Source organism: Marinomonas hwangdonensis (genome assembly GCF_003721245.1).
Lineage (GTDB): Bacteria > Pseudomonadota > Gammaproteobacteria > Pseudomonadales > Marinomonadaceae > Marinomonas > Marinomonas hwangdonensis.
Window position 1 is genome coordinate 441,392 of record NZ_RIZG01000002.1, and the last position, 19,059, is coordinate 460,450.

17 protein-coding genes and 1 riboswitch are annotated in these 19,059 nt (G+C 43.9%); of the genes, 6 read left to right on the forward strand and 11 right to left on the reverse strand.

The window, feature by feature from the left end:
- Positions 1–50: 50 nt before the first annotated feature.
- The 7 genes from EBI00_RS05080 to hldE all read right to left on the reverse strand — a co-directional run bounded on the left by EBI00_RS05080 (position 51) and on the right by hldE (position 9,010).
- Positions 51–938, reverse strand: a complete 888-nt coding sequence (locus tag EBI00_RS05080) for a DMT family transporter (protein ID WP_241556955.1) — start codon at positions 936–938, stop codon at positions 51–53.
- A gap of 82 nt (positions 939–1,020) precedes the next feature.
- Positions 1,021–1,728 carry a thiamine ABC transporter ATP-binding protein gene (locus EBI00_RS05085; RefSeq protein ID WP_123094825.1) on the reverse strand — a complete coding sequence of 236 codons (708 nt, stop codon included), beginning with the start codon at positions 1,726–1,728 and terminating at the stop codon, positions 1,021–1,023.
- Positions 1,715–3,316, reverse strand: a complete 1,602-nt coding sequence (gene thiP / locus EBI00_RS05090) for a thiamine/thiamine pyrophosphate ABC transporter permease (protein ID WP_241556956.1) — start codon at positions 3,314–3,316, stop codon at positions 1,715–1,717. Before thiP ends, EBI00_RS05085 begins: the two co-directional genes overlap by 14 nt.
- 11 nt (positions 3,317–3,327) lie before the next feature.
- Entirely contained in the window at positions 3,328–4,365 is a 1,038-nt protein-coding gene (gene thiB / locus EBI00_RS05095; protein ID WP_123094826.1) for a thiamine ABC transporter substrate binding subunit, read from the reverse strand.
- A gap of 58 nt (positions 4,366–4,423) precedes the next feature.
- Positions 4,424–4,543, reverse strand: a riboswitch (TPP riboswitch).
- A 22-nt stretch (positions 4,544–4,565) separates the two neighbouring features.
- Entirely contained in the window at positions 4,566–5,792 is a 1,227-nt protein-coding gene (locus tag EBI00_RS05100) for a 3-deoxy-D-manno-octulosonic acid transferase (protein WP_123094827.1), read from the reverse strand.
- A 2-nt stretch (positions 5,793–5,794) separates the two neighbouring features.
- Positions 5,795–7,582 carry a lipid A export permease/ATP-binding protein MsbA gene (gene msbA / locus EBI00_RS05105; protein WP_123094828.1) on the reverse strand — a complete coding sequence of 596 codons (1,788 nt, stop codon included), beginning with the start codon at positions 7,580–7,582 and terminating at the stop codon, positions 5,795–5,797.
- A complete protein-coding gene (gene hldE / locus EBI00_RS05110; RefSeq protein ID WP_123094829.1) occupies positions 7,583–9,010 on the reverse strand; it encodes a bifunctional D-glycero-beta-D-manno-heptose-7-phosphate kinase/D-glycero-beta-D-manno-heptose 1-phosphate adenylyltransferase HldE in 1,428 nt (475 codons plus the stop codon).
- A 97-nt stretch (positions 9,011–9,107) separates the two neighbouring features.
- Here hldE and EBI00_RS05115 point away from each other — a divergent pair, with 97 nt between their 5' ends.
- The 4 genes from EBI00_RS05115 to EBI00_RS05130 are packed head-to-tail and all read left to right on the forward strand — an operon-like array spanning position 9,108 to position 13,058.
- On the forward strand, positions 9,108–10,256 hold the full coding sequence (locus tag EBI00_RS05115; protein ID WP_123094830.1) for an AGE family epimerase/isomerase: 1,149 nt from the start codon (positions 9,108–9,110) through the stop codon (positions 10,254–10,256).
- Positions 10,257–10,310: 54 nt separating this feature from the next.
- A complete protein-coding gene (rfaD, locus tag EBI00_RS05120) occupies positions 10,311–11,258 on the forward strand; it encodes an ADP-glyceromanno-heptose 6-epimerase (RefSeq protein ID WP_123094831.1) in 948 nt (315 codons plus the stop codon).
- Positions 11,251–12,273, forward strand: a complete 1,023-nt coding sequence (gene waaF, locus EBI00_RS05125; RefSeq protein WP_123094832.1) for a lipopolysaccharide heptosyltransferase II — start codon at positions 11,251–11,253, stop codon at positions 12,271–12,273. The genes rfaD and waaF overlap by 8 nt, the downstream gene beginning before the upstream one ends.
- Positions 12,270–13,058, forward strand: coding sequence for a glycosyltransferase family 2 protein (locus tag EBI00_RS05130; RefSeq protein ID WP_123094833.1), 789 nt, complete (start codon positions 12,270–12,272; stop codon positions 13,056–13,058). Before waaF ends, EBI00_RS05130 begins: the two co-directional genes overlap by 4 nt.
- Positions 13,059–13,061: 3 nt before the next feature.
- Here EBI00_RS05130 and EBI00_RS05135 read toward each other — a convergent pair whose 3' ends face one another.
- Together EBI00_RS05135 and EBI00_RS05140 are read right to left on the reverse strand one after the other, a co-directional pair.
- Positions 13,062–14,165, reverse strand: coding sequence for a glycosyltransferase family 4 protein (locus tag EBI00_RS05135; protein ID WP_148039071.1), 1,104 nt, complete (start codon positions 14,163–14,165; stop codon positions 13,062–13,064).
- Positions 14,166–14,178: 13 nt separating this feature from the next.
- Entirely contained in the window at positions 14,179–15,195 is a 1,017-nt protein-coding gene (locus tag EBI00_RS05140; RefSeq protein ID WP_123094835.1) for a glycosyltransferase family 9 protein, read from the reverse strand.
- Between the two features lie 238 nt (positions 15,196–15,433).
- On the opposite strand from EBI00_RS05140, the gene EBI00_RS05145 reads away from it, so the two are divergent.
- Positions 15,434–15,751: a hypothetical protein gene (locus EBI00_RS05145; protein WP_123094836.1), complete on the forward strand. Its 318-nt coding sequence runs from the start codon at positions 15,434–15,436 to the stop codon at positions 15,749–15,751.
- A gap of 61 nt (positions 15,752–15,812) precedes the next feature.
- On the opposite strand, the gene EBI00_RS05150 is transcribed toward EBI00_RS05145, so the two are convergent.
- Positions 15,813–16,652 carry a sulfurtransferase gene (locus tag EBI00_RS05150; protein ID WP_123094837.1) on the reverse strand — a complete coding sequence of 280 codons (840 nt, stop codon included), beginning with the start codon at positions 16,650–16,652 and terminating at the stop codon, positions 15,813–15,815.
- Positions 16,653–16,767: 115 nt separating this feature from the next.
- On the opposite strand from EBI00_RS05150, the gene EBI00_RS05155 reads away from it, so the two are divergent.
- On the forward strand, positions 16,768–17,526 hold the full coding sequence (locus EBI00_RS05155; protein WP_123094838.1) for a TlyA family RNA methyltransferase: 759 nt from the start codon (positions 16,768–16,770) through the stop codon (positions 17,524–17,526).
- A 30-nt stretch (positions 17,527–17,556) separates the two neighbouring features.
- On the opposite strand, the gene EBI00_RS05160 is transcribed toward EBI00_RS05155, so the two are convergent.
- On the reverse strand, positions 17,557–18,951 hold the full coding sequence (locus EBI00_RS05160) for an MATE family efflux transporter (RefSeq protein WP_123094839.1): 1,395 nt from the start codon (positions 18,949–18,951) through the stop codon (positions 17,557–17,559).
- Positions 18,952–19,059 lie beyond the last annotated feature (108 nt).

A 19,059-nucleotide genomic window follows, 5' to 3' on the forward strand; every position in this document is an offset into this window, starting at 1 on the left:
CAACGTAAAAAGCGCGCTTTTGGTCTCAATGAGCGCATTCTAAGCGATACTTATCCTTGATTTTTCATTGGTGTATCGCCTTTGTTACGGGCAATACGGGTACTGATGAGCAGGCTAGCAAAAATAAACAACATCCCCAAAATTGCGTAACTGTCCGGCACATGCCCCCAGACAACCCACCCCCAAAAACCACTAAACACCACGCCAATATAACTAACCGGAGACACAATACTAGCGGGGGCAAAGGTGTAGGCTTTGTTATATAGGTACATACCGATATACAAAGTCACGGCCACAACCGCAACGAAAGGCCAAGCGGGCATAGGCACCAACAAAGACGCCTCTTGGGCCAATATCAATGGGAGAGACAGCAAACTGGACACTAAAAAGTATACAAACAAGGTTTCTTGACCCGACACTTGTTGAGATAGCATGCGCGTTGTCACCATAGACAAAGCCAAGCCGATGGCCGATACAAAACCCACAAGATGCCACGGATTTAAGTGACTAGGAGTGGGCTGAATAACCAAGGCAACACCAATAAACCCAACAAATAAAGGCAACCATCGCGCTTTTGGAATGTGCGTTTTATGAAGCAACAGCACAATAAATGGCACACACAAGGGTGCACAAGTACGTAACAAAGAAGCTTCAACCAGCGGAATGTGATTCAGCGCCCAGTAGTAAAATAAAAAGCCGATAAAACCACCAAAACTACGTAAAAAATGAATTTTCCAAACAGAAAAGGGACGCTTTTGCCAGCGACCTCGCATCTGGGGCAAAAGCACTAATACACAGAATACACTTTGCCAAAAAACCAAACTAGAGACGGCAATCATGGTTTGGGCTTGTTTGGCTGCCAGCGCCGTCAACGACATGACAAACGCATAGGCGATCGTCATCATAATGCCTTTCTTTAACAATTCATTATTGTCCAAAATACATTGCTCTTTAGATAAATAAAAACAGCCGCAAAAAAACCAAGCCCCAACGTTTGAATGACTGTGTAACCGAATTGGCTTAGATTGTCGAGTGACGAGAAACACCAAGATAATGAGAAAAAAGCGGATGAGGGTCTGACTGGGACAAAACCGTTACAGAATCATGGGCCACCACCTGCCCCTGTTCAATGAGTATCACCCGCCCACCAATAAGACTGGCTTCTTGTGGCAAATGCGAAATCAACAAAGTCGTTAACCCTAACTCCTGAGTAACGTCGTTAACTAAATACAGCATTTCTTCGCGCAAGCTTGGATCCAGCGCGCTAAAAGGCTCATCCAACAATAAAATCGGTTTGTTCCGCACCAAGGCTCGAGCAATCGCTACCCGTTGCGCTTGACCACCCGATAACGCTTGTGGAAAACGCTGTGCCTTGTCAGCAAGCTGTGTTTTTCCCAGTGCCCAGCTCACTTTTTCCTTTTGTTCTGCATTTAAACGCATCGAAGGTGATAAGCCAATCGCCACGTTTTGCCAAACAGTCAACTGCGGAAACAGATTATCACTCTGAAACAAAGTCGAAATAGGCCGTTCATACGCGGGCAAAGACAACAAAGATCTATCATGAAAAGAAAGCTCACCGCGACCTGTTAAAAAACCGCCCAGCAAATGCAAAAGCGTACTTTTTCCTTCACCACTCCCACCCAGCAAAGTCGTAATACCGGGCTCAACATTCACGCAATAATGAGCGTGAAAACGCTCCCAGTCATACTGAAGGTTAATTTTTAACATTCGACACACTCACTTTCCCACCAACAAAGCGAGATGAACAATAAAACAATAGTAAACACAGTGAAATTAATACCACAGCCACGCAAGCTCCTTCTTCCAAACGATAGGCACCTATCAGTTGAAAAAGATACAATGGCAAAGACACCAACCCCTGACTGCCAAATAAAGCAATAACACCCATATCCCCCAATGAGAGTAACAGTGCGTAACCCAACGCTTGCGCCACACTCCTTCGAATCAAAGGCCATTCCAAAAACCATCTGGACCAAGACTGAATTCCCAGGCTTAAATACACATTTCGAAAACGTCGCTCTTGTTGGTACATAATCGGCATTAAGGCTCGCAACACAAAAGGCAATGCCATCACTGCATTGACCCAGACCACAATCCAATAACTCGATTGAAACCCAAAACCCAGGTCTCGCAGGGTTAAGAACAGCCCTGTTGCTATCACCAAACCTGGCACCATCAGAATCATATTCCCCAGATGCTCAATTTTATTTGGTAAAAAAGACACATAACGTCGAGACATACAAAAACGGGCTACTACACTAAAGCATACGCCAAGCAACAAACTGATCAAGGCCGCAGGCACCGCAATTTGCAAGGAAACCCACACTGCTAACCAAAGCGCGGGAGATTGCAAGGTCTTGAAGAAAATGGGAGAAAAAATCGGATCAAAAATAGCCAAAAACGGAGGAATCACTAACACAAACGCACAACACAACGCCAAGCTGTCCACAAGCTTTGCCCAATGCGAGTCTTTTAGCGGATAATGCCGAACAGCTAATAGACTCACATCCTGACGATTCACGGGAGCAATACGATACACGACCAAAGCAAAAAGCGTGCATATACTCACCTGCAACAAGGCCAAGAAACTGGCCCTATTAAGATCAAAATCAAATCGAAGCGCTTGATAGATGGCCACTTCTAACGTACTGAATTTTGGCCCGCCCCCCAAGCTTAACACCACCGCAAAGCTCGAAAAGCACAGCATAAAAATCAATACAAAAGCTCCGGGCAAAACCTTTTTCATATAATGCCACTCGATCCAACGAAACGCAGTCCAACGGGAAAAACCCAATTGAGAAGCCTGACGCCACTGTCCAGAAGGAATCAAATCATATCCTTGCAACAAAAGGCGCACAGCCAATGGCATATTAAAAAACACATGGGCCAATAAAATACCAACGAGGCCATACAGGGGAATTTGGACACCAAATAGCTGATTCAACCAGCCAGAGCGGCCGTACACAACGACTAAGCCTAAAATGGCTACAATGGTTGGCACCACCATAGAGACAGAAAACAATTGTAAGAGAGCACTTCGACCATAAAACCGTCGATGCATAAGACTAGACGCAACAGGAATTGCAATCAGCAAACTTATCCCACTGCTTAACAGGGCCTGCCACAGGGAAAAACGCACCAGCCGCCACAAATAAGGTTGTTGCAGATATTCAAGCCACGAATGCAATTCACTGTAACGCAAAAGCGCCGCCAAACTGGTTGCGCCTATTAAGACAAAAGTACCTATACCAAGAATGGCTGGCAACAATCCTTGGTATATTCGCCAAACGTGCAAATCAATACCCTTTATCGAGTGGTCGCATCAAGCCATTCATTGATCCAAGCACTGCGATGCATAGCCACTTCTTTTGCTGGTAACACTAAGTTTTTCGTCGGTTTTAAGGCACTATTAAAGGCTGCTGGTAATTTTTCGTCCAACTCAACCACAGGCAACATCCAATTCCCCGTTGCTATAGTAGATTGAAAACCAGGTTGAAGAATAAACGCCATAAACTCCTTCGCCAATACAGGATTGGGGGCGTCTTTTAACATAGCGGCCACTTCAACCTGTGGGTAGAGACCTTCGCTAGCGGTAGCCGCTTGGTATTTGGTCTCACCTTCCGCCACAATATGATAAGCAGGCGACGTGGTATAACTCAAAACCACATCAGCCTCCCCTTTCAAAAACAAACCGTACGCATCAGACCAGCCTTTGGTCACTGTAACCGTATGGCTTGCTAATCGCTCCCACGCATCCGCCGCGTCGTCACCGTACACTGACTTCATCCATAATAACAAACCCAAACCTGGCGTACTGGTTCTAGGATCTTGATAAATAACGCGTAAATTCTGATTATCAACAATCTCTTTTAGGCTCGTTGGTGGCGTTTCAAGGGTTTCTGAGTTGTAGATAAAAGCGAAATGACCCTGATCAAAAGGCACAAAGACTGTGTCTGTCCAACCGCCGGGTACGGTAACCTTGGATGTATCAACAGAATGCTCTGCTAATAATCCTGTCTTTCTAGCCGCTTCCATCAGGTTAAGATCTAGCCCTAATAAAACATCCGCTTGGGACGATTTGCCTTCCAATTGCACTCTAGACAAAATACCCACTGAAGAATCCAGAGCGACAAAGTTTAGCTCACAAGCGCACTCTTTCTCGAAATTGGCTTTTATCTTAGGGCCTGGCCCCCAATCAGAGGAAAACGAATCATAAGTGTAAACATTTAAAGTGCCGTTACTGGGCGATTCAGCAAATGTCAGCGAAGAAAAAGACACAACAAAAGCCGTACCTAGCGTCAGTAAAGAAGTAGAAAAGAGAGTTTTAAACGGTAATGTGTTCAAGGTGTCGCTCCTAAAAAATAAGTGAGCGGCGTACAGGAGAAACGGCAAGGTTCAATGACTTAGCTTGCTACCTCGATTCCTACGCCAGCATGATCTGGATCAGGTTCGGTGGGTTAGCGGACAATCCGCTTCTCAGCTTTAACATTAGATAAATGCTAAAGCACCCCATGAGATAATGAATGCTTATTGTAAAGAGTCGCTCAGCGGAAGTCTATTTCTGCAAGCACTCGTGTCACGGCACCCTGATTTTTTTCAGCAAAACGCAACGCTGTCTGACCAAGCCGGAGACGCTGCGATGACTGAATAGCAAGATCCAACACAACACGTTCAAGTTGCGCCTCATCTTGGCAACGCACAGCGCCATTCACTTGTAGAAGCTGATTGGTAATGTCTAAAAAATTAAAGGTATGAGGCCCAACTAACACCGCCTTACCAAGCAAAGCAGGCTCTATTGGGTTATGCCCTCCTCGCTTAATCAAGCTCCCTCCAACAAATGCCATGTCAGAGGCTTGATAGTAATACATCAGCTCTCCCATCGAATCGCCAATGACTACGTCAAAATCAGACCATTGATCAGGCGGCGTTTGGCTACGCAGCGCCACTCGATCAAAAAACTGCTTAGCCAACGTATACACAGCCTCAAAACGCTCCGGATGACGAGGGACCAGCAAGAGCAGAGCGTTTGCCTGTTTCTGCATCAGCGTTTTATGAGTACGAAGCAAAACGTCCTCTTCGCCATGATGCGTGCTGCCTCCTACCCAAACAAAACGTGACCCAAGTTGTCGGCGCCAATTAGCCTCAAACACCTCTTCTGGTACCGCTAAGTCAAACTTGATACTGCCTGTTACCAAGACTTTTTTTGCCCCTAACGCTTCGAAACGCAAAGCATCAGACTGAGCATGAGCCAAAAAGCAATCAGGCAAAGCAAACAAAGGACGCGAAACAAGAGAAAACTTCTGATAACGCTGAAACGACCGCTCACTCAACCGCGCATTTACCACTTCTATGCGCATACCCTGCCGTTTCGCCAACTGCAATAAATTCGGCCAAAGCTCGGTCTCAACAATCAACAAATGCTTACACGTGATTTTTTTTAAAGCGCTTTTGACACTAAAACGCCAGTCCATCGGTAAATAGCGATGCTCTGCAAAAGGAAAAGCTTTCGCTACCTGTTCTGCCCCCGTGGGCGTCATCGTGGTCATCAACAAGCGGTGATTAGGGTACTTTTCTCGCCACTGAAGCACCAGAGGACGAACAGCCAGCACTTCTCCCACAGACGCACAATGAATCCACAAGTCAGCTTCGACAGCAGGCCACACACCCAAAGCCTCTTTCGCACGATAATCCACATAACTTTTCTTAAAACGCCGAATTTTCAGCAATATGATCGGCGTTAGAAACAGCAATAACGATCGATAGAGCCACATAATTAATCTGCAGTCTCGGTAAATTGCTGATTATGAAGCTGGGCATAAGCGCCATTCAATGCCAATAACTCGTTATGAGAGCCTTGCTCAATAATTTCTCCGTGGTCAACCACGGCGATGATGTCTGCATTTTCAATGGTGGACAAACGGTGAGCTATCGCAATCGTCGTTCTATTGGCCATTAGGCCATCCAATGCGGCTTGAATTGCGCGTTCCGACTCTGTATCCAAAGCAGACGTGGCTTCATCCAAAATCAAAATCGGAGCGTTCTTAAGGATCGCTCTAGCAATGGCAATACGCTGACGCTGACCGCCAGATAAAAGCACACCATTCTCGCCCACCATGGTATCCAAACCTTGATCAAGCTCTTGAATGAAGTCCCAAGCGTTAGCCGCAATGGCAGCCTCAATCACTTCTTTATCATCGGTTTTACGCAAATGCCCATAAGCAATATTGTCACGTATCGTGCCGTTAAACAGAATTACTTGCTGATTGACCAAAGCAATATTTGAACGCAATTCTGTGAGTTTGTAGTCGTCAATTGAAATACCATCAATCGAAATTTGACCTTCATCGATGTTATAAAAGCGTGGCATCAGATTTGCTATGGTCGACTTACCACTGCCAGAACGCCCCACTAAAGCCAAGGTTTTACCAGCAGGCAAAGACAGATTAATGTTTTTTAAGGCCGCTTTTTCAGCTTTAGGATAAGAAAAGGACACTGAACGCCATTCTATGTCGCCTTTAAAGCGATTGACGCTTGTTTGCCCTTGATCCACTTCTTCTGGCAAATCTAAAAAATCAAAAATACTGTATGAGGCTGCAATCCCTTTTTGCAAAATACTGTTCACGTCTGTCAACTGACGAATCGGTTTACCTAGCATTCCAGCCGCCGTTAAAAAAGCGATAAAATCACCGGGAGACATATGTGAACTAATGGATGGACTTAAAGCGAACCAAATTAAAATAGCCATCATGATGGCCAAAATAAACTGCACAATTGGTGTGTTTAACGCGCGCGTCATCTCCATCTTTAGTTGAGACCGGCGATTTTCGTGGGCGGCATGATGAAAGCGACCTATTTCATAATCACTGCCTCCAAAAATCTTCACCACTTCATGACCTTTGATCGCCTCAGAAGCCACATCTGTCACGCCACCCATGGCATTTTGAATACGCGTACTCAGCTTACGAAAACGCTTCGATGCATAAGCTACTACTAAACCAATAAGCGGCACCACCAGCAAAAACAACAAAGACAATCGCCAGTTCATATACAGCATATAACCAAGCAAACCCACCACGGTAAGACCTTCACGCAACAGTACTCTTATGGCTTGGGTGATAGAACCAATAACCTGCTCTGTATCGTAGGTTAATTTGGCGAGCAAGCGACCAGTTGGTATGGAGTGGTAATAGCTTGAAGGCAAGCGTACTAACTTATTAAACATCTTAGTACGAAGATCATAAACCACGTTATTGGCTACCTTAGCCATAAAGTAGTTTCCTAGAAATGTACCTATACCTCGAGCAACAAACACCGCCAATATCGCCAACGGAATCATATGGCGGTTTTCCGCTATACTTCCTTCGGACACGGTATCAACAATGTGCTTGAGCAAAGCGGCCAACGCCGGCTCCATTGCCGCATAGATCATATAACCGACTACACTTAGCACTAAATAATGCCAAGACGAACGAACATGACCCAGTAAACGAAAATAAATTTTCATGCCCGATACAGGAGCTTTAGGAGAAACAGTATCAATTTCAGTCTTATCTTCTTGCATTTACAGGTTCGCTTTTTTAATAATCGCAGTGGTGGAGTAGCCGTCAACGAAGGTCAAAACTTTTACCTCCCCCCCATGCGCAAGGACATGGTCTGCACCAACGATGGTGTCGATGGTATAATCGCCGCCCTTTACCAGTACATCTGGCGTGAGCTTTTCAATAATTTCCTTTGGGGTATCTTCATCAAACCAAGTAACCCAATCAATCGCGCCGACGCCTTCCAGTACCGCCATGCGATGATCTAAATGATTAATTGGACGCTTCTCCCCTTTTAGCCTTTTAACAGACGCATCCGTGTTGACCGCCACGACCAATCTATCTCCTAGCGCCTTAGCTTGTTTCATATAGGCAATGTGCCCTGGATGAAGAATGTCAAAACAACCGTTGGTAAAAACAATTTTCTCACCATTCATTTGCGCCAACTTGATTTGCTCAAGCAGCTCTTCTGGCGAAAGTATACCAAAGTTTGTGCTGTGCGAGCGTTGAAACATGATCGCCTCAAGTTGGTCTGCGCTGATCGAAGCCGTACCCAGCTTACCGACCACGTAACCTGCGGCTTGATTGGCGTACTCAACCGCGTCAATAAAACGTTTACTGGTCACATACACAGCGGTCAATACCGCCACCACGGTGTCACCCGCCCCTGTCACATCGAATACTTCTTTGGCTGCTGTGGCTAACGAAAAAGGCGGCTTGCCTTCGCTCAATAAAATTAACCCTTCTTCACCGCGGGTTACCAGTAATGCTTTCCAGCCAAATCTTTCTCGCAGTGCCTTCGCTTTTTCTTCTAACTCTTTCGTTGAATGGCATTTACCAACAATGGTTTCAAATTCAAGAAGGTTCGGCTTAACCAAGGTGGCGCCTTGATAAATGGAAAAATCTTTCCCTTTGGGATCCACAAAACTAGGGACATTTGCGGCATTAGACAGCTTTATCAGGGTCTGAACATCGGCTAAACAGCCTTTTGCATAATCAGAAAAAATGACGGCGTCAGATTCTGGCAAACATTCTTCAACCACTTTTGCCAACGCCTCATTCTGCGAAAGACTGTCTTCACGCTCTTCGAAATCCAAACGAATAAGTTGTTGATGGCGACTCATTACTCGTAGTTTCGTAATGGTAGGCAGAGTTTCTGAGCGAACAAACCGGCAGTTTACACCCACTTTTTCCAAGCATTGAGTTAAGACATCGGCATTCTCATCGTTGCCGACCACGCCCACCAAGGTGACCGATACTCCTAATTTAGCCAACCCCAGCGCAACGTTCGCCGCACCACCAGGGCGATCTTCAATGGTTGACACTTTCACCACTTGAACTGGAGCCTCTGGAGAAATACGGGATGTACCGCCATGCCAATAGCGATCCAACATAACATCCCCAACAACAAGAATGTGTTTATCTTTAAAATTCAAATACGAAGAGTTCATAGGCACATTAATAATCGATTTTTAGAGTTACTCATCTTATCATACTCCCTCGCCAAGTTGGACATACCTAAAACATACGAAATAAGGCTTTTACACAATGCTGAATTCCGCTCTACTATCTAGCCAATCTTTTTTGTTTGATGGGCTATTGAAGAATTGGTCGCTTCATGGCATCAATACAGAACAGGGTTTTAGCTATGAAAGTATGAATCATGACTGGACAATAAACGCCATTGACCGTATTCGCTTACTCACTCAATGCCGCCAACTTTATACTTTTAGCCATGCCTGCCAACGCCATCACACTAAAGATTGGCAAGCATTACTCAAGCCGCTGTTCGATTTTATTACTTCTCGATACTTCGTTGATGGTCGTTGGATTTTTTCCTTAAATGACGATTTATCCATCAAAGACCAACACTCTGACGCCTATGCTCTCGCCTTTGTTCTACTGTCCTTTAGCCACTACTACAAAGTGACAAACGATGACAGAGCACTTTCTTATATGAAAGAAACACATCAGTTTCTCTTGAACAATATGCAGGCTGAATCCGGCGGCTTTTATGAATCTTTTCCCGTTGATGTTGAACAGACTCGCCGTCAAAACCCGCACATGCATCTTTTGGAGGGCTATATTGCGGCCTTTGAAGTCACCCAAGATGCTGACTATAAAGCAACCATACAATCCCTTCTTACCTTAGCCTTAGCGCATTTTTACGATACAAAATCCAAAACACTGCGTGAGTTTTTTAACTCAGACTGGCAACCGCACCCAACGACGGGACATATAGTAGAACCTGGCCATCACTTTGAGTGGGTATGGTTGCTTTATCAAGCCAATAAATTGTTACCTAACTCAGACTATACCGACCTTGCACAGCAACTTTGGCTAACGGCTAGCCGACATGGACTGGCAAACAATGGGGGGACTTACAACCAGATCGACGGCAACGACTACCACCCCATAGACAAAGAAAAACGTATCTGGCCGATCACTGAATACCTCAAAGCCATCACGGTTATGCCCATCGAGAAAGAAGAAAAAATAGATCGTTTAGAAAAAGCGCTCGGCTTTGTGCAACAGCACTATTTACTGCCAAATGGGTGCTGGAATGAATACCTAAATGCCGATAACACGCCAAAGGACTTTCCACTCCCAGGCACGAGCAGCTATCATATTTTTCTCGGCCTGACAGAAGTGATAGCATGGGCAAAAGCAAATAATGATTTAGAAGATTCTTTTTAAGTAAACGTCTGGTTTTCAAGACATATTTAATAAAGACACAATAGGACGTAAGTTATGTATATAGTCACTGGTGGTGCCGGATTTATTGGCAGTAATATCATTAAAGCCCTAAATAAAAAAGGCATCAAAAATATCCTTCTCGTCGACGACCTGACAGACGGAAAAAAGTGTCTGAACCTATCTGACCTTGATATTGCCGATTACATGGATATGTACGATTTCTTAGATGCCATAAAAAATGACACCTTGAACATAAACCCGATTGCGGTTTTTCATGAAGGTGCTTGCTCAGCAACCACGGAATGGAATGGCAAGTATGTGATGGACGTCAATTACCAATATTCAAAAGCCGTACTAGATTTTTGTTTAAAGCATGCAGCGGCATTCTCTTATGCATCGTCTGCTTCGGTTTACGGTTCTGGCCCGGTTTTCCAAGAATCTCGTGAAAACGAAAAACCGCTTAACATGTATGCCTACTCCAAATTTCAATTTGACCAATATATTCGTGCTGTCTTACCGGAGGCAAAAAGCCAAATAGTGGGGTTCCGCTACTTCAATGTCTACGGCCCTCGTGAACAACACAAAGGCAGCATGGCCAGTGTGGCTTTTCATCTACGCAATCAAGTACTGGCAGGCGAAAATCCGAAATTGTTTGGCGCCTACGATGGCTATGAAGCGGGTGGTCAAAGCCGAGATTTCATTTATGTTGAAGATCTCGTAAACACCAAACTTTGGTTCCTAGAAAATCCAGAAAAATCTGGAATTTTCAACCTTGGCACTGGCAAAGCAGAGCCTTTCCGTACCATCGCGGAAACGGTTATCGCCCATTATAAGAAAGGCGAAATTGAATACATCCCTTTCCCTGAACACTTGAAAGGCGCTTATCAAAGCTTTACTCAAGCGGATATCAGTAAACTTCGTGACGCAGGCTACAAAGGTAATTTTCGTGGCTTAGCACAAGGTGTGCAAGACTATTTAGGTTGGCTCGATACACATGGCTAAATATCTAATAGTCGGCCCATCCTGGGTAGGTGACATGGTAATGGCACAAAGCCTCTTTATTACCCTAAAACAGCGTGATAAAGAGTCGATTATTGACGTCATTGGCCCTAACTGGTCGTCGCCAATTTTGGCTAGAATGCCAGAAATAAGACGCGCCATTACCCTACCAACAGGTCATGGTGAATGGGGCATCAGCACACGCCGGACACTAGGCCACTCCTTACGTTCTGAACAGTATGATCAGGCCATTGTTATGCCTCGCTCATGGAAATCAGCACTGGTGCCTTTTTTTGCCAAAGTGCCACACCGCGTTGGCTTTACGGGTGAGCAGCGTTATGTGTTACTCAACGAGCGTCGCAAGCTCGATAAAAGTATTTTAAATCAAACCGTAAAGCGCTTTACGTCTCTCGGTCTACCAAAAGAGCAAGCGTACCCACCTGTGGATATTCCACCTCCTGCTTTAAGTGTTAATTCAGATAACCAGAAAAGTCTTTATCAACAACACAATTTATCCAATAGACCCGCTATTGCGCTAATGGCTGGGGCGGAATTTGGCCCCTCAAAACAATGGCCCATTACCTACTTTCATGAATTAGCGAAAAACGCCATTGACTCGGGTTACCAAATTTGGGTCTTAGGTGGCCCGAAAGACGCTTCGGATGGCGAAATAATCACAAAAGGATTAGGCGAATTTGCCCATAATTTATGCGGTAAAACACAACTCGTTGATGCGATAGATCTTCTTGCCGCCGCAGAAAAAGCGGTGAGCAATGATTCGGGGTTGATGCACATCGCGGCCGCTGTAGGAACAGAAGTTCACGGCATCTATGGCTCAACCAGTGAAGCGTTCACCCCACCTCTGACGGGCAACAAGACCATTCATAACCTTCACCTTGAATGCTCACCTTGCTTTAAACGGACTTGCCCGCTTGGACATACTAATTGTCAAAATAAATTACTCCCAGAAAAATTAATCTACGCTTTAAATCTGTCCTCTTCGGAAACCAATCTATGACGAGCTCAACACAAAAAGTGACCTTATCAGCGGCACTGATCGTTAAAAACGAGTCAAAAAATTTAAAAGCCTGCTTAAACAGCTTAGCTGGCTGGGTCGATGATATTGTGATTCTTGATTCTGGGAGCAATGACGACACTCAAGCAATCGCAGAAAAATACACAGAACATTTTTACTTAAAGTCTGACTGGCAAGGCTTTGGCTTACAAAGACAAGCCGCTCAAGAATATGTCACCACTGACTATGTGTTTTGGATCGACGCCGATGAAGTGGTTACGGAAGAGTTAAAGAACAGTATTTTAAAAGCTGTTACTAATAACAAAGACAATACAGCCTACAAGATTAATCGAAAAAGTTGGGTATTTGGACGCTTTATTGAGCACTCAGGGTGGTATCCGGATCACGTGACCCGACTTTATAAAGTAAATGAAGGTACTTATTCAGACGATTTAGTGCATGAAAAAGTACTCTTGACAGAAGGCGTGAAGCTTGAAGCATTAAAAGGCGATTTAACGCATTACACCTACGATGATCTTCATCACTACTTAGTTAAGTCGGCCTCTTATGCAAAACTATCAGCAGATCAAAAGGAAAAACGTGGCAAAAAAACATCACTAAGTAATGCATCGCTGCATGCTTTCGCCTGCTTCGTAAAAATGTATTTAATAAAGCGTGGATTTTTAGATGGAAAGCAAGGATTTTTGCTTGCTGTGTTATCGGCGCACTCCACTTTTGTAAAATATGCTGACCTTTGGATACGCTCTCAACCTAAGCGCCCCAGCTAACTGTCAGCAAGCACGATATATTTCTAATAACGTATCAACGTGCTTTTTCTGATCAAAAAAATCACAAGCGCGTCTTCTCGCCAAAATGGCCAAACGCTCTCTTTCTTCAACACTCGAACTAAGGCTATCTATCACATTGGCGAAGGCTTCAGTATCAAATGGATCTACAATCACACCAGTGTCTTCTAAAATTTCAGGAATAGCACCATAACTTGAACCAACAATCGCTTTTTTCGCTGCCATGGCCTCGATGACCGTCAACCCAAATGCCTCATTGTGCGAAGGTATTACTACGATATCAACCGTCTTAAGCAAAATATTTGGCTTATCAGTGAATCCATAAAACGTCACTTTGTCTTGCAAATCATTTTCAATAACATAAGACTCAAGCATCCTTACATAATCTTCAGACCCTCCCGTCGCAGCTGTAAGACCACCTACTATGACCAAGTGCGCTTGACTTAATTTAAGCTGCCGAAAGGCCTTCAATAGCTCTAAATGCCCTTTGCCATTGGATAAACGACCAACAATTCCAATCAAGATAGTATCTAGAGGAAGAGATAACTCCGTCTTTAAATTAAAGTCGGTTTCTTCAATATCTGCAATCTCAGTTCCAATCCATAATTTTTTTATTTTGCTTTCTGATATAGGGAGCGCTTTCACATTTCCAGAGCGAGTAAAACTGCTAATAGATAAAACTAAGTCTACATTTCGATATATAAAACGATGATAAAAATCCCTTTTTGATCGCTTAACTCCCATGTGATCTGTATAAATCAGTTTAAATCCACAAATTTTTTTTAATAAAACGGCAAGCGTCAAATCACTAGATTTATGACAGTGAACAACATCAATTTGACGCTGCTTAATCCACTGGGCAATACTGAAAAGTTTTCGATAGCCTTCACCTCGACTCGATAATGATAAAGTGCTGTCAAACGTCTCGACCATACGAGCATTCGTTGGCGTACCGGCCTGCCCCATACCATAAACATTGCAATCTTGGGACATCATAATAGCCCCGACTCGCATAGGGTACATCTCTAACCCTCCAAAGCCAGTTGAAAGGCAAATATGCAGTACATTCATCTTATTAGATATTTTCAAAGCATTCCCTATATTAGATATTCTTATACCAAACTTTTATTTCTTCAAACAAACTTGTCACATCGAGATCTGTCAAAGATGAGCCAGAATCAATCGTGGTAAAAGGTAACCAACGGCCTTCGGTATTAAGCGTTTTCCAACGTAAAGGTTTAGAAGAACGCTTATTAGGATAGAAACCAATTGTCGGTACGTCTATCGCACCAGCAATATGCAATGGCCCTGTTGACCCAGCAACAAACAAGCCAGCAGTGGCAATAGAACACATAAAATCAGCAATTCCATCGTTCTTATCATACAAACTTATATGGCTGACCAAGCCTTGCAGTGCGGACACCAAAGCCTGAGAAACAGGTGCTTCACCGGGACCTGCGGTAACAACAAAGTGAAAACGGTCGATACCATCTAAAAAACAAACCAGTTTCACCCATTGATCTTGCGTAAGCGTGTTAGATGACCCACCAGTCACTGGATGAATAAAGCACAACTTACGATCAACGTTAACACCAATGGCATCAAGTTTATGTAACTGCTTAGTTAAATCCTCTGATGCATAGGAAAACATCGGTGACATGGCTTTTTGAACGCTCCCACCCAACAATTCAATGAAATAGTGAGCAAGGTCTAAATTATATTCAAATTCTGGTTTAAGTGACTTAGAACGGCGCTGGCTCAATGTATGAGTGTATAAAAACTGCACCCACTTCGTGGCCGGAGCAACTCTCACAGGTATCTTCGCTTGCCGAACCACGGTCGCATTATAAGCATCTGAAAATAAACAAATCACTGCATCAAACTTATGTTTTTTTAGCTCGATTACCAATGCTTTTTTATTTTTAGGATTCTTAGTATCGATAATAATATCATCAATCCATGCAAACGACTGGGCAATATCTTTTGTGTAATCAGGTACTAAAGCAATCAAAGTAGCACTAGGAAAGGCATTCTTGATTTCTTGGATTGCCGGTAAAGCAAGGACAAAATCGCCAATTTTATCGTTACGCACTACTAAAATCTTATTAACTTCAGACATAAACTAATTTCCTGACATTAAGCTCTTGGCATTTGCCCGATAATGACCTACTAATAAGCTGTTATTTTAGCAAGATTTACATTTTCATTATAAAAAATAAGAGCTGAAACGAGTCATTAATGCTCTGCAGACAAAACTAATCGCATTTTAAGTAGGTTCTTTAGCGCTTTCAATAAAAAGTGTAGGCAAAACCCTATAAGTCACACTAGTCTATTAAAAAAACAACAAGGAGTTCCATATGAAATTTGAATTGGTTGATCGTCAAGGCTACATCCCAGATCTTAACTATGGTGCGGCTGGGCAAGAACTTTCTTGCTTTATCCCCACTGACTATCCTTTCGAGCAGGTGAGCTACAGCAGTGGTGAGGGTGAGGTCGTTATTGACAAGCACACATGGCGTTTTTTCTTCACTCAAGAGGGAATCGGCATTCAGCTTATGGACGGTATCGTGACTCTCAAAGAAGCAGAGCATTTTTTAATGGCAATAAAGTCTCATATTTGGGGTGAGACACACCAACAAGTGCAAATTTTCATGGCTGGCGTTACCCCTAAATAACACAGTGATTAACTCTCTTATTTAGCCCCTGATATACAGGGGCCTAAATATGCCTTATCCTCTACGACAGAGACGCTGCACGCAACATGCGTTTTGACCACTGACTCCACGAACCAATGTACACAAGCTTTGCCTCTATACCAGCGTAATTGAGCGCTAAAACATTGTGACAAGCGGTGACACCAGATCCGCAATAATGAACATAACCATCACTACTATTCGACAACCAATCTTGCCATTCCACATGCAACTGCTCAGCCGGTTTAAAACCCCCTTCTGAGTCTAGATTATCCGTAAAGGGGCGATTAATTGCGCCTGGAATGTGTCCGGCGACAGGATCTATGATTTCGTTTTCACCATTAAACCGGTCTGATGCTCTGGCGTCGACTAGCTGAAATTGATTTGTTTCAAAATTCTCAACAATCGCCTGCTCCGCCACTGCCCAAGGAAAAACCACTTTATACTCATACAGAGTAGGAGTGGTCTGTTCTTCCACCGACGAGATAGGATTCCCCCCCTTTAACCACACCGGAAACCCACCATTCAACACTCGCACATGGATTCCCTGTTGAAGAAGCATCCACCAAGCACGAGCGGCAATAGCGCCACCCATATCATCATAAACAACGACCTGTGTTTCCGGGTTAATTCCCCAAACCTGTAGCTGCTTTGAAAACACGTCGTTATTAGGCAAAGGATGACGACCAGTCAAGCCCGTCTCTGGAGACGCTAGTTGATGATGTACATCGACAAATATAGCCCCTGGAATGTGCGCTTTGTCATACTCTAATTTAGCCTTGGCGTGATCAGTTAAATAAAATCGACAATCCAATACAATCACATTGGACTGCCCCAATACCGAAGCTAATTCATGGGCAGTGATTAACGTTTTTAGTCGCACAGGCGTTCCTTAGAGAATCGTTAAGGATAATCAAAGTAGATTGTTGGTTTAAATCTACTTTGATTATCCATTTTTTGCTAATATTTTGGACAATTATCTTACTGCAGAACCCACTATGTTACGTATCGATCTCCTTCTCACCGAACAAGGCCTAGCTAAATCCCGCGCTCAAGCACAAGTTTTCATCAGCGAAGGGCGCGTTTCATACGAACATAACCAGCAATGGATAACGGCTACCAAACCCAGTATAAAATTGGCGGCCGAAACAAAAATCAAAGTCGTCGTGGACGAAACCGACAAGTATGTCTCACGAGGCGCTTTAAAACTTGAAGGCGCCCTCTCCTACACAAAATTAAACATCAATGGATTTCATGTTTTAGATATCGGCCAATCAACCGGAGGCTTTAGTGACTGCGTAATGCAGCATGGGGCGGCTAAAGTGGTTGGCATTGAAGTGGGACATGGTCAACTAGATGCTCGTTTAAAGACAAATCAAAATATTGTCTGCCTAGAAGGCATTAATGCCCGAAACCTAAAGGCTGACGATTTACAAGGACATTTTCCAGACAAGGGTTTTGATCTCATTGTTATGGACGTTTCGTTTATCTCACAAACTAAGATACTGCCGCAACTGCCTGACTTACTTGGCGTAGGCGGTCATCTAATCACCCTAGTCAAACCACAGTTTGAGGTAGGTAAAGAATTCATTGGAAAGGGAGGGATTGTTAAAAATACACAACGCGTTGAACAGCTCGCTCTAAACATACAAGCTTTTATCATCGCGCTCGGATTTGAGGTGAAATGCTACATTGAAAGTCCGATAAAAGGGGGGGATGGCAACCAAGAATTTTTACTTTGGGCAATCCGGAAATAGTACTTTGTGCAATATTTCCCAACAAAAAAACTAATAAACCTCATCGTAACCAAGATGTTGAGGGGAAGTAATCGCCTTCGACGCTTTTTCTCTATAGGCTTTTTGCTCTAACCCCTTGATGTAGTTTTTTGCCATATAGAACCCCAAGCAACCAAAAATAACAGAGCCTATTGCTTGACCAAAAAGTATCCCTTGAGCCCCCATAAAAAGTGCAAAAAACGTTATTAAAGGCCATGTCCCTAATGTTGCCCGTCCAAAATTTAAGAGGGTACTGTTTAATGGCTTTCCCAAATTATTAAAAACGGCAATCGCAATAAAAAGCAAACTCTGAAAGAAGAAGCTGAACGATACAAAAGTGGCAAAAAAACGAATAATATCAGCGCTAGCCTCTGTGGCGTTGAAAGTTGCCACCAACCAGTCCTGAAGTTGAAACAAAATAATGCACAACAGCAAACAATACCCAAAAGCATAAATGACCGCACTACTGATCGTGCTGTGCATACGATCAAAGCGTCCAGCTCCATAATTCTGACCCAACATGGGCCCAACGGCACCAGACAAAGCAAACACGCCACCAAAAATAACAGGGATGATCCGCCCAATAATCGCCACAGCGGCTACAGCATCATCACCGAATGACGAAGCATGCTCCATGACAATAGCATTAGCCAATGGCGATGACATATTGGTTAACATAGCAGGCACAGCAATGACACACATTGGCTTTATGTCTTTTATAAAATCCATCAAGTCAAAACGACCTAGCATTTTATGCACATGAACAACACCGTAGTAAGACACCGCCACCATAGAGAAACGGGCTATTAAGGAAGCAATCGCCGCCCCTTGAACGCCCATATCAAGAGCAAAAATAAAAATCGGGTCAAGCACCGCATTAATCAGACCACCAATTAAGGTCGCGTACATGGCACGACGAGCATCGCCTAAGGCACGCATGATGCCAGAGCCAATCATGCCAATCATAATGGCTGGCATCCCAATGATCAGAATTTGCAAATACTCAGTAGACAACTCAAGGGTTCGGCCTGTCGCCCCTATATAGGACAAAATAAAAGCGATATTCGGCCACAACAACCAAACAACCACCAAAGAAAATAACGTTCCAAAGGCCAACACATTCACCGCTCGCCGTTTGGCAAGCTCTATCTGCCCTTCACCAATGGCTCTAGACACTAAGGCCGTTGCGGTAATCGAAACAGCAATACTCAAAGAAATGGTAAAAAACATGATGGTGCTGGCAAAACCCACCGCCGCCACAGCCTCTTTCTCATCCAGCATGGAAAGAAACAACATGTCGACAAGATCAACCAAAAACATACACATCAGGCCCAACGCGCCTGTGGCGGACATATAGACAACGTGTTTAAAAGTAGATCCTTGCGTTAATTTTGCCTGGCTAGGCATTCGTTTTCCCCTAAAAATGATGCGTCAAAAACACAAAATCCGGCCAAGCAATACTTGACCGGATGGGTATTTTCTCATGTCTGCAGTATTGAGAAAACGCTTACTTGA

Bases quoted from the DNA above. Each gene is read 5' to 3' on its own strand.
- EBI00_RS05140 (WP_123094835.1), bottom strand. From the start codon at position 15,195: ATGTCTGAAGTTAATAAGATTTTAGTAGTGCGTAACGATAAAATTGGC.
- hldE (WP_123094829.1), bottom strand. From the start codon at position 9,010: ATGAACTCTTCGTATTTGAATTTTAAAGATAAACACATTCTTGTTGTT.
- rfaD (WP_123094831.1), top strand. From the start codon at position 10,311: ATGTATATAGTCACTGGTGGTGCCGGATTTATTGGCAGTAATATCATT.
- msbA (WP_123094828.1), bottom strand. From the start codon at position 7,582: ATGCAAGAAGATAAGACTGAAATTGATACTGTTTCTCCTAAAGCTCCT.
- EBI00_RS05160 (WP_123094839.1), bottom strand. From the start codon at position 18,951: ATGCCTAGCCAGGCAAAATTAACGCAAGGATCTACTTTTAAACACGTT.
- waaF (WP_123094832.1), top strand. From the start codon at position 11,251: ATGGCTAAATATCTAATAGTCGGCCCATCCTGGGTAGGTGACATGGTA.
- EBI00_RS05145 (WP_123094836.1), top strand. From the start codon at position 15,434: ATGAAATTTGAATTGGTTGATCGTCAAGGCTACATCCCAGATCTTAAC.
- EBI00_RS05085 (WP_123094825.1), bottom strand. From the start codon at position 1,728: ATGTTAAAAATTAACCTTCAGTATGACTGGGAGCGTTTTCACGCTCAT.
- EBI00_RS05130 (WP_123094833.1), top strand. From the start codon at position 12,270: ATGACGAGCTCAACACAAAAAGTGACCTTATCAGCGGCACTGATCGTT.
- EBI00_RS05115 (WP_123094830.1), top strand. From the start codon at position 9,108: ATGCTGAATTCCGCTCTACTATCTAGCCAATCTTTTTTGTTTGATGGG.
- EBI00_RS05155 (WP_123094838.1), top strand. From the start codon at position 16,768: ATGTTACGTATCGATCTCCTTCTCACCGAACAAGGCCTAGCTAAATCC.
- EBI00_RS05100 (WP_123094827.1), bottom strand. From the start codon at position 5,792: ATGTGGCTCTATCGATCGTTATTGCTGTTTCTAACGCCGATCATATTG.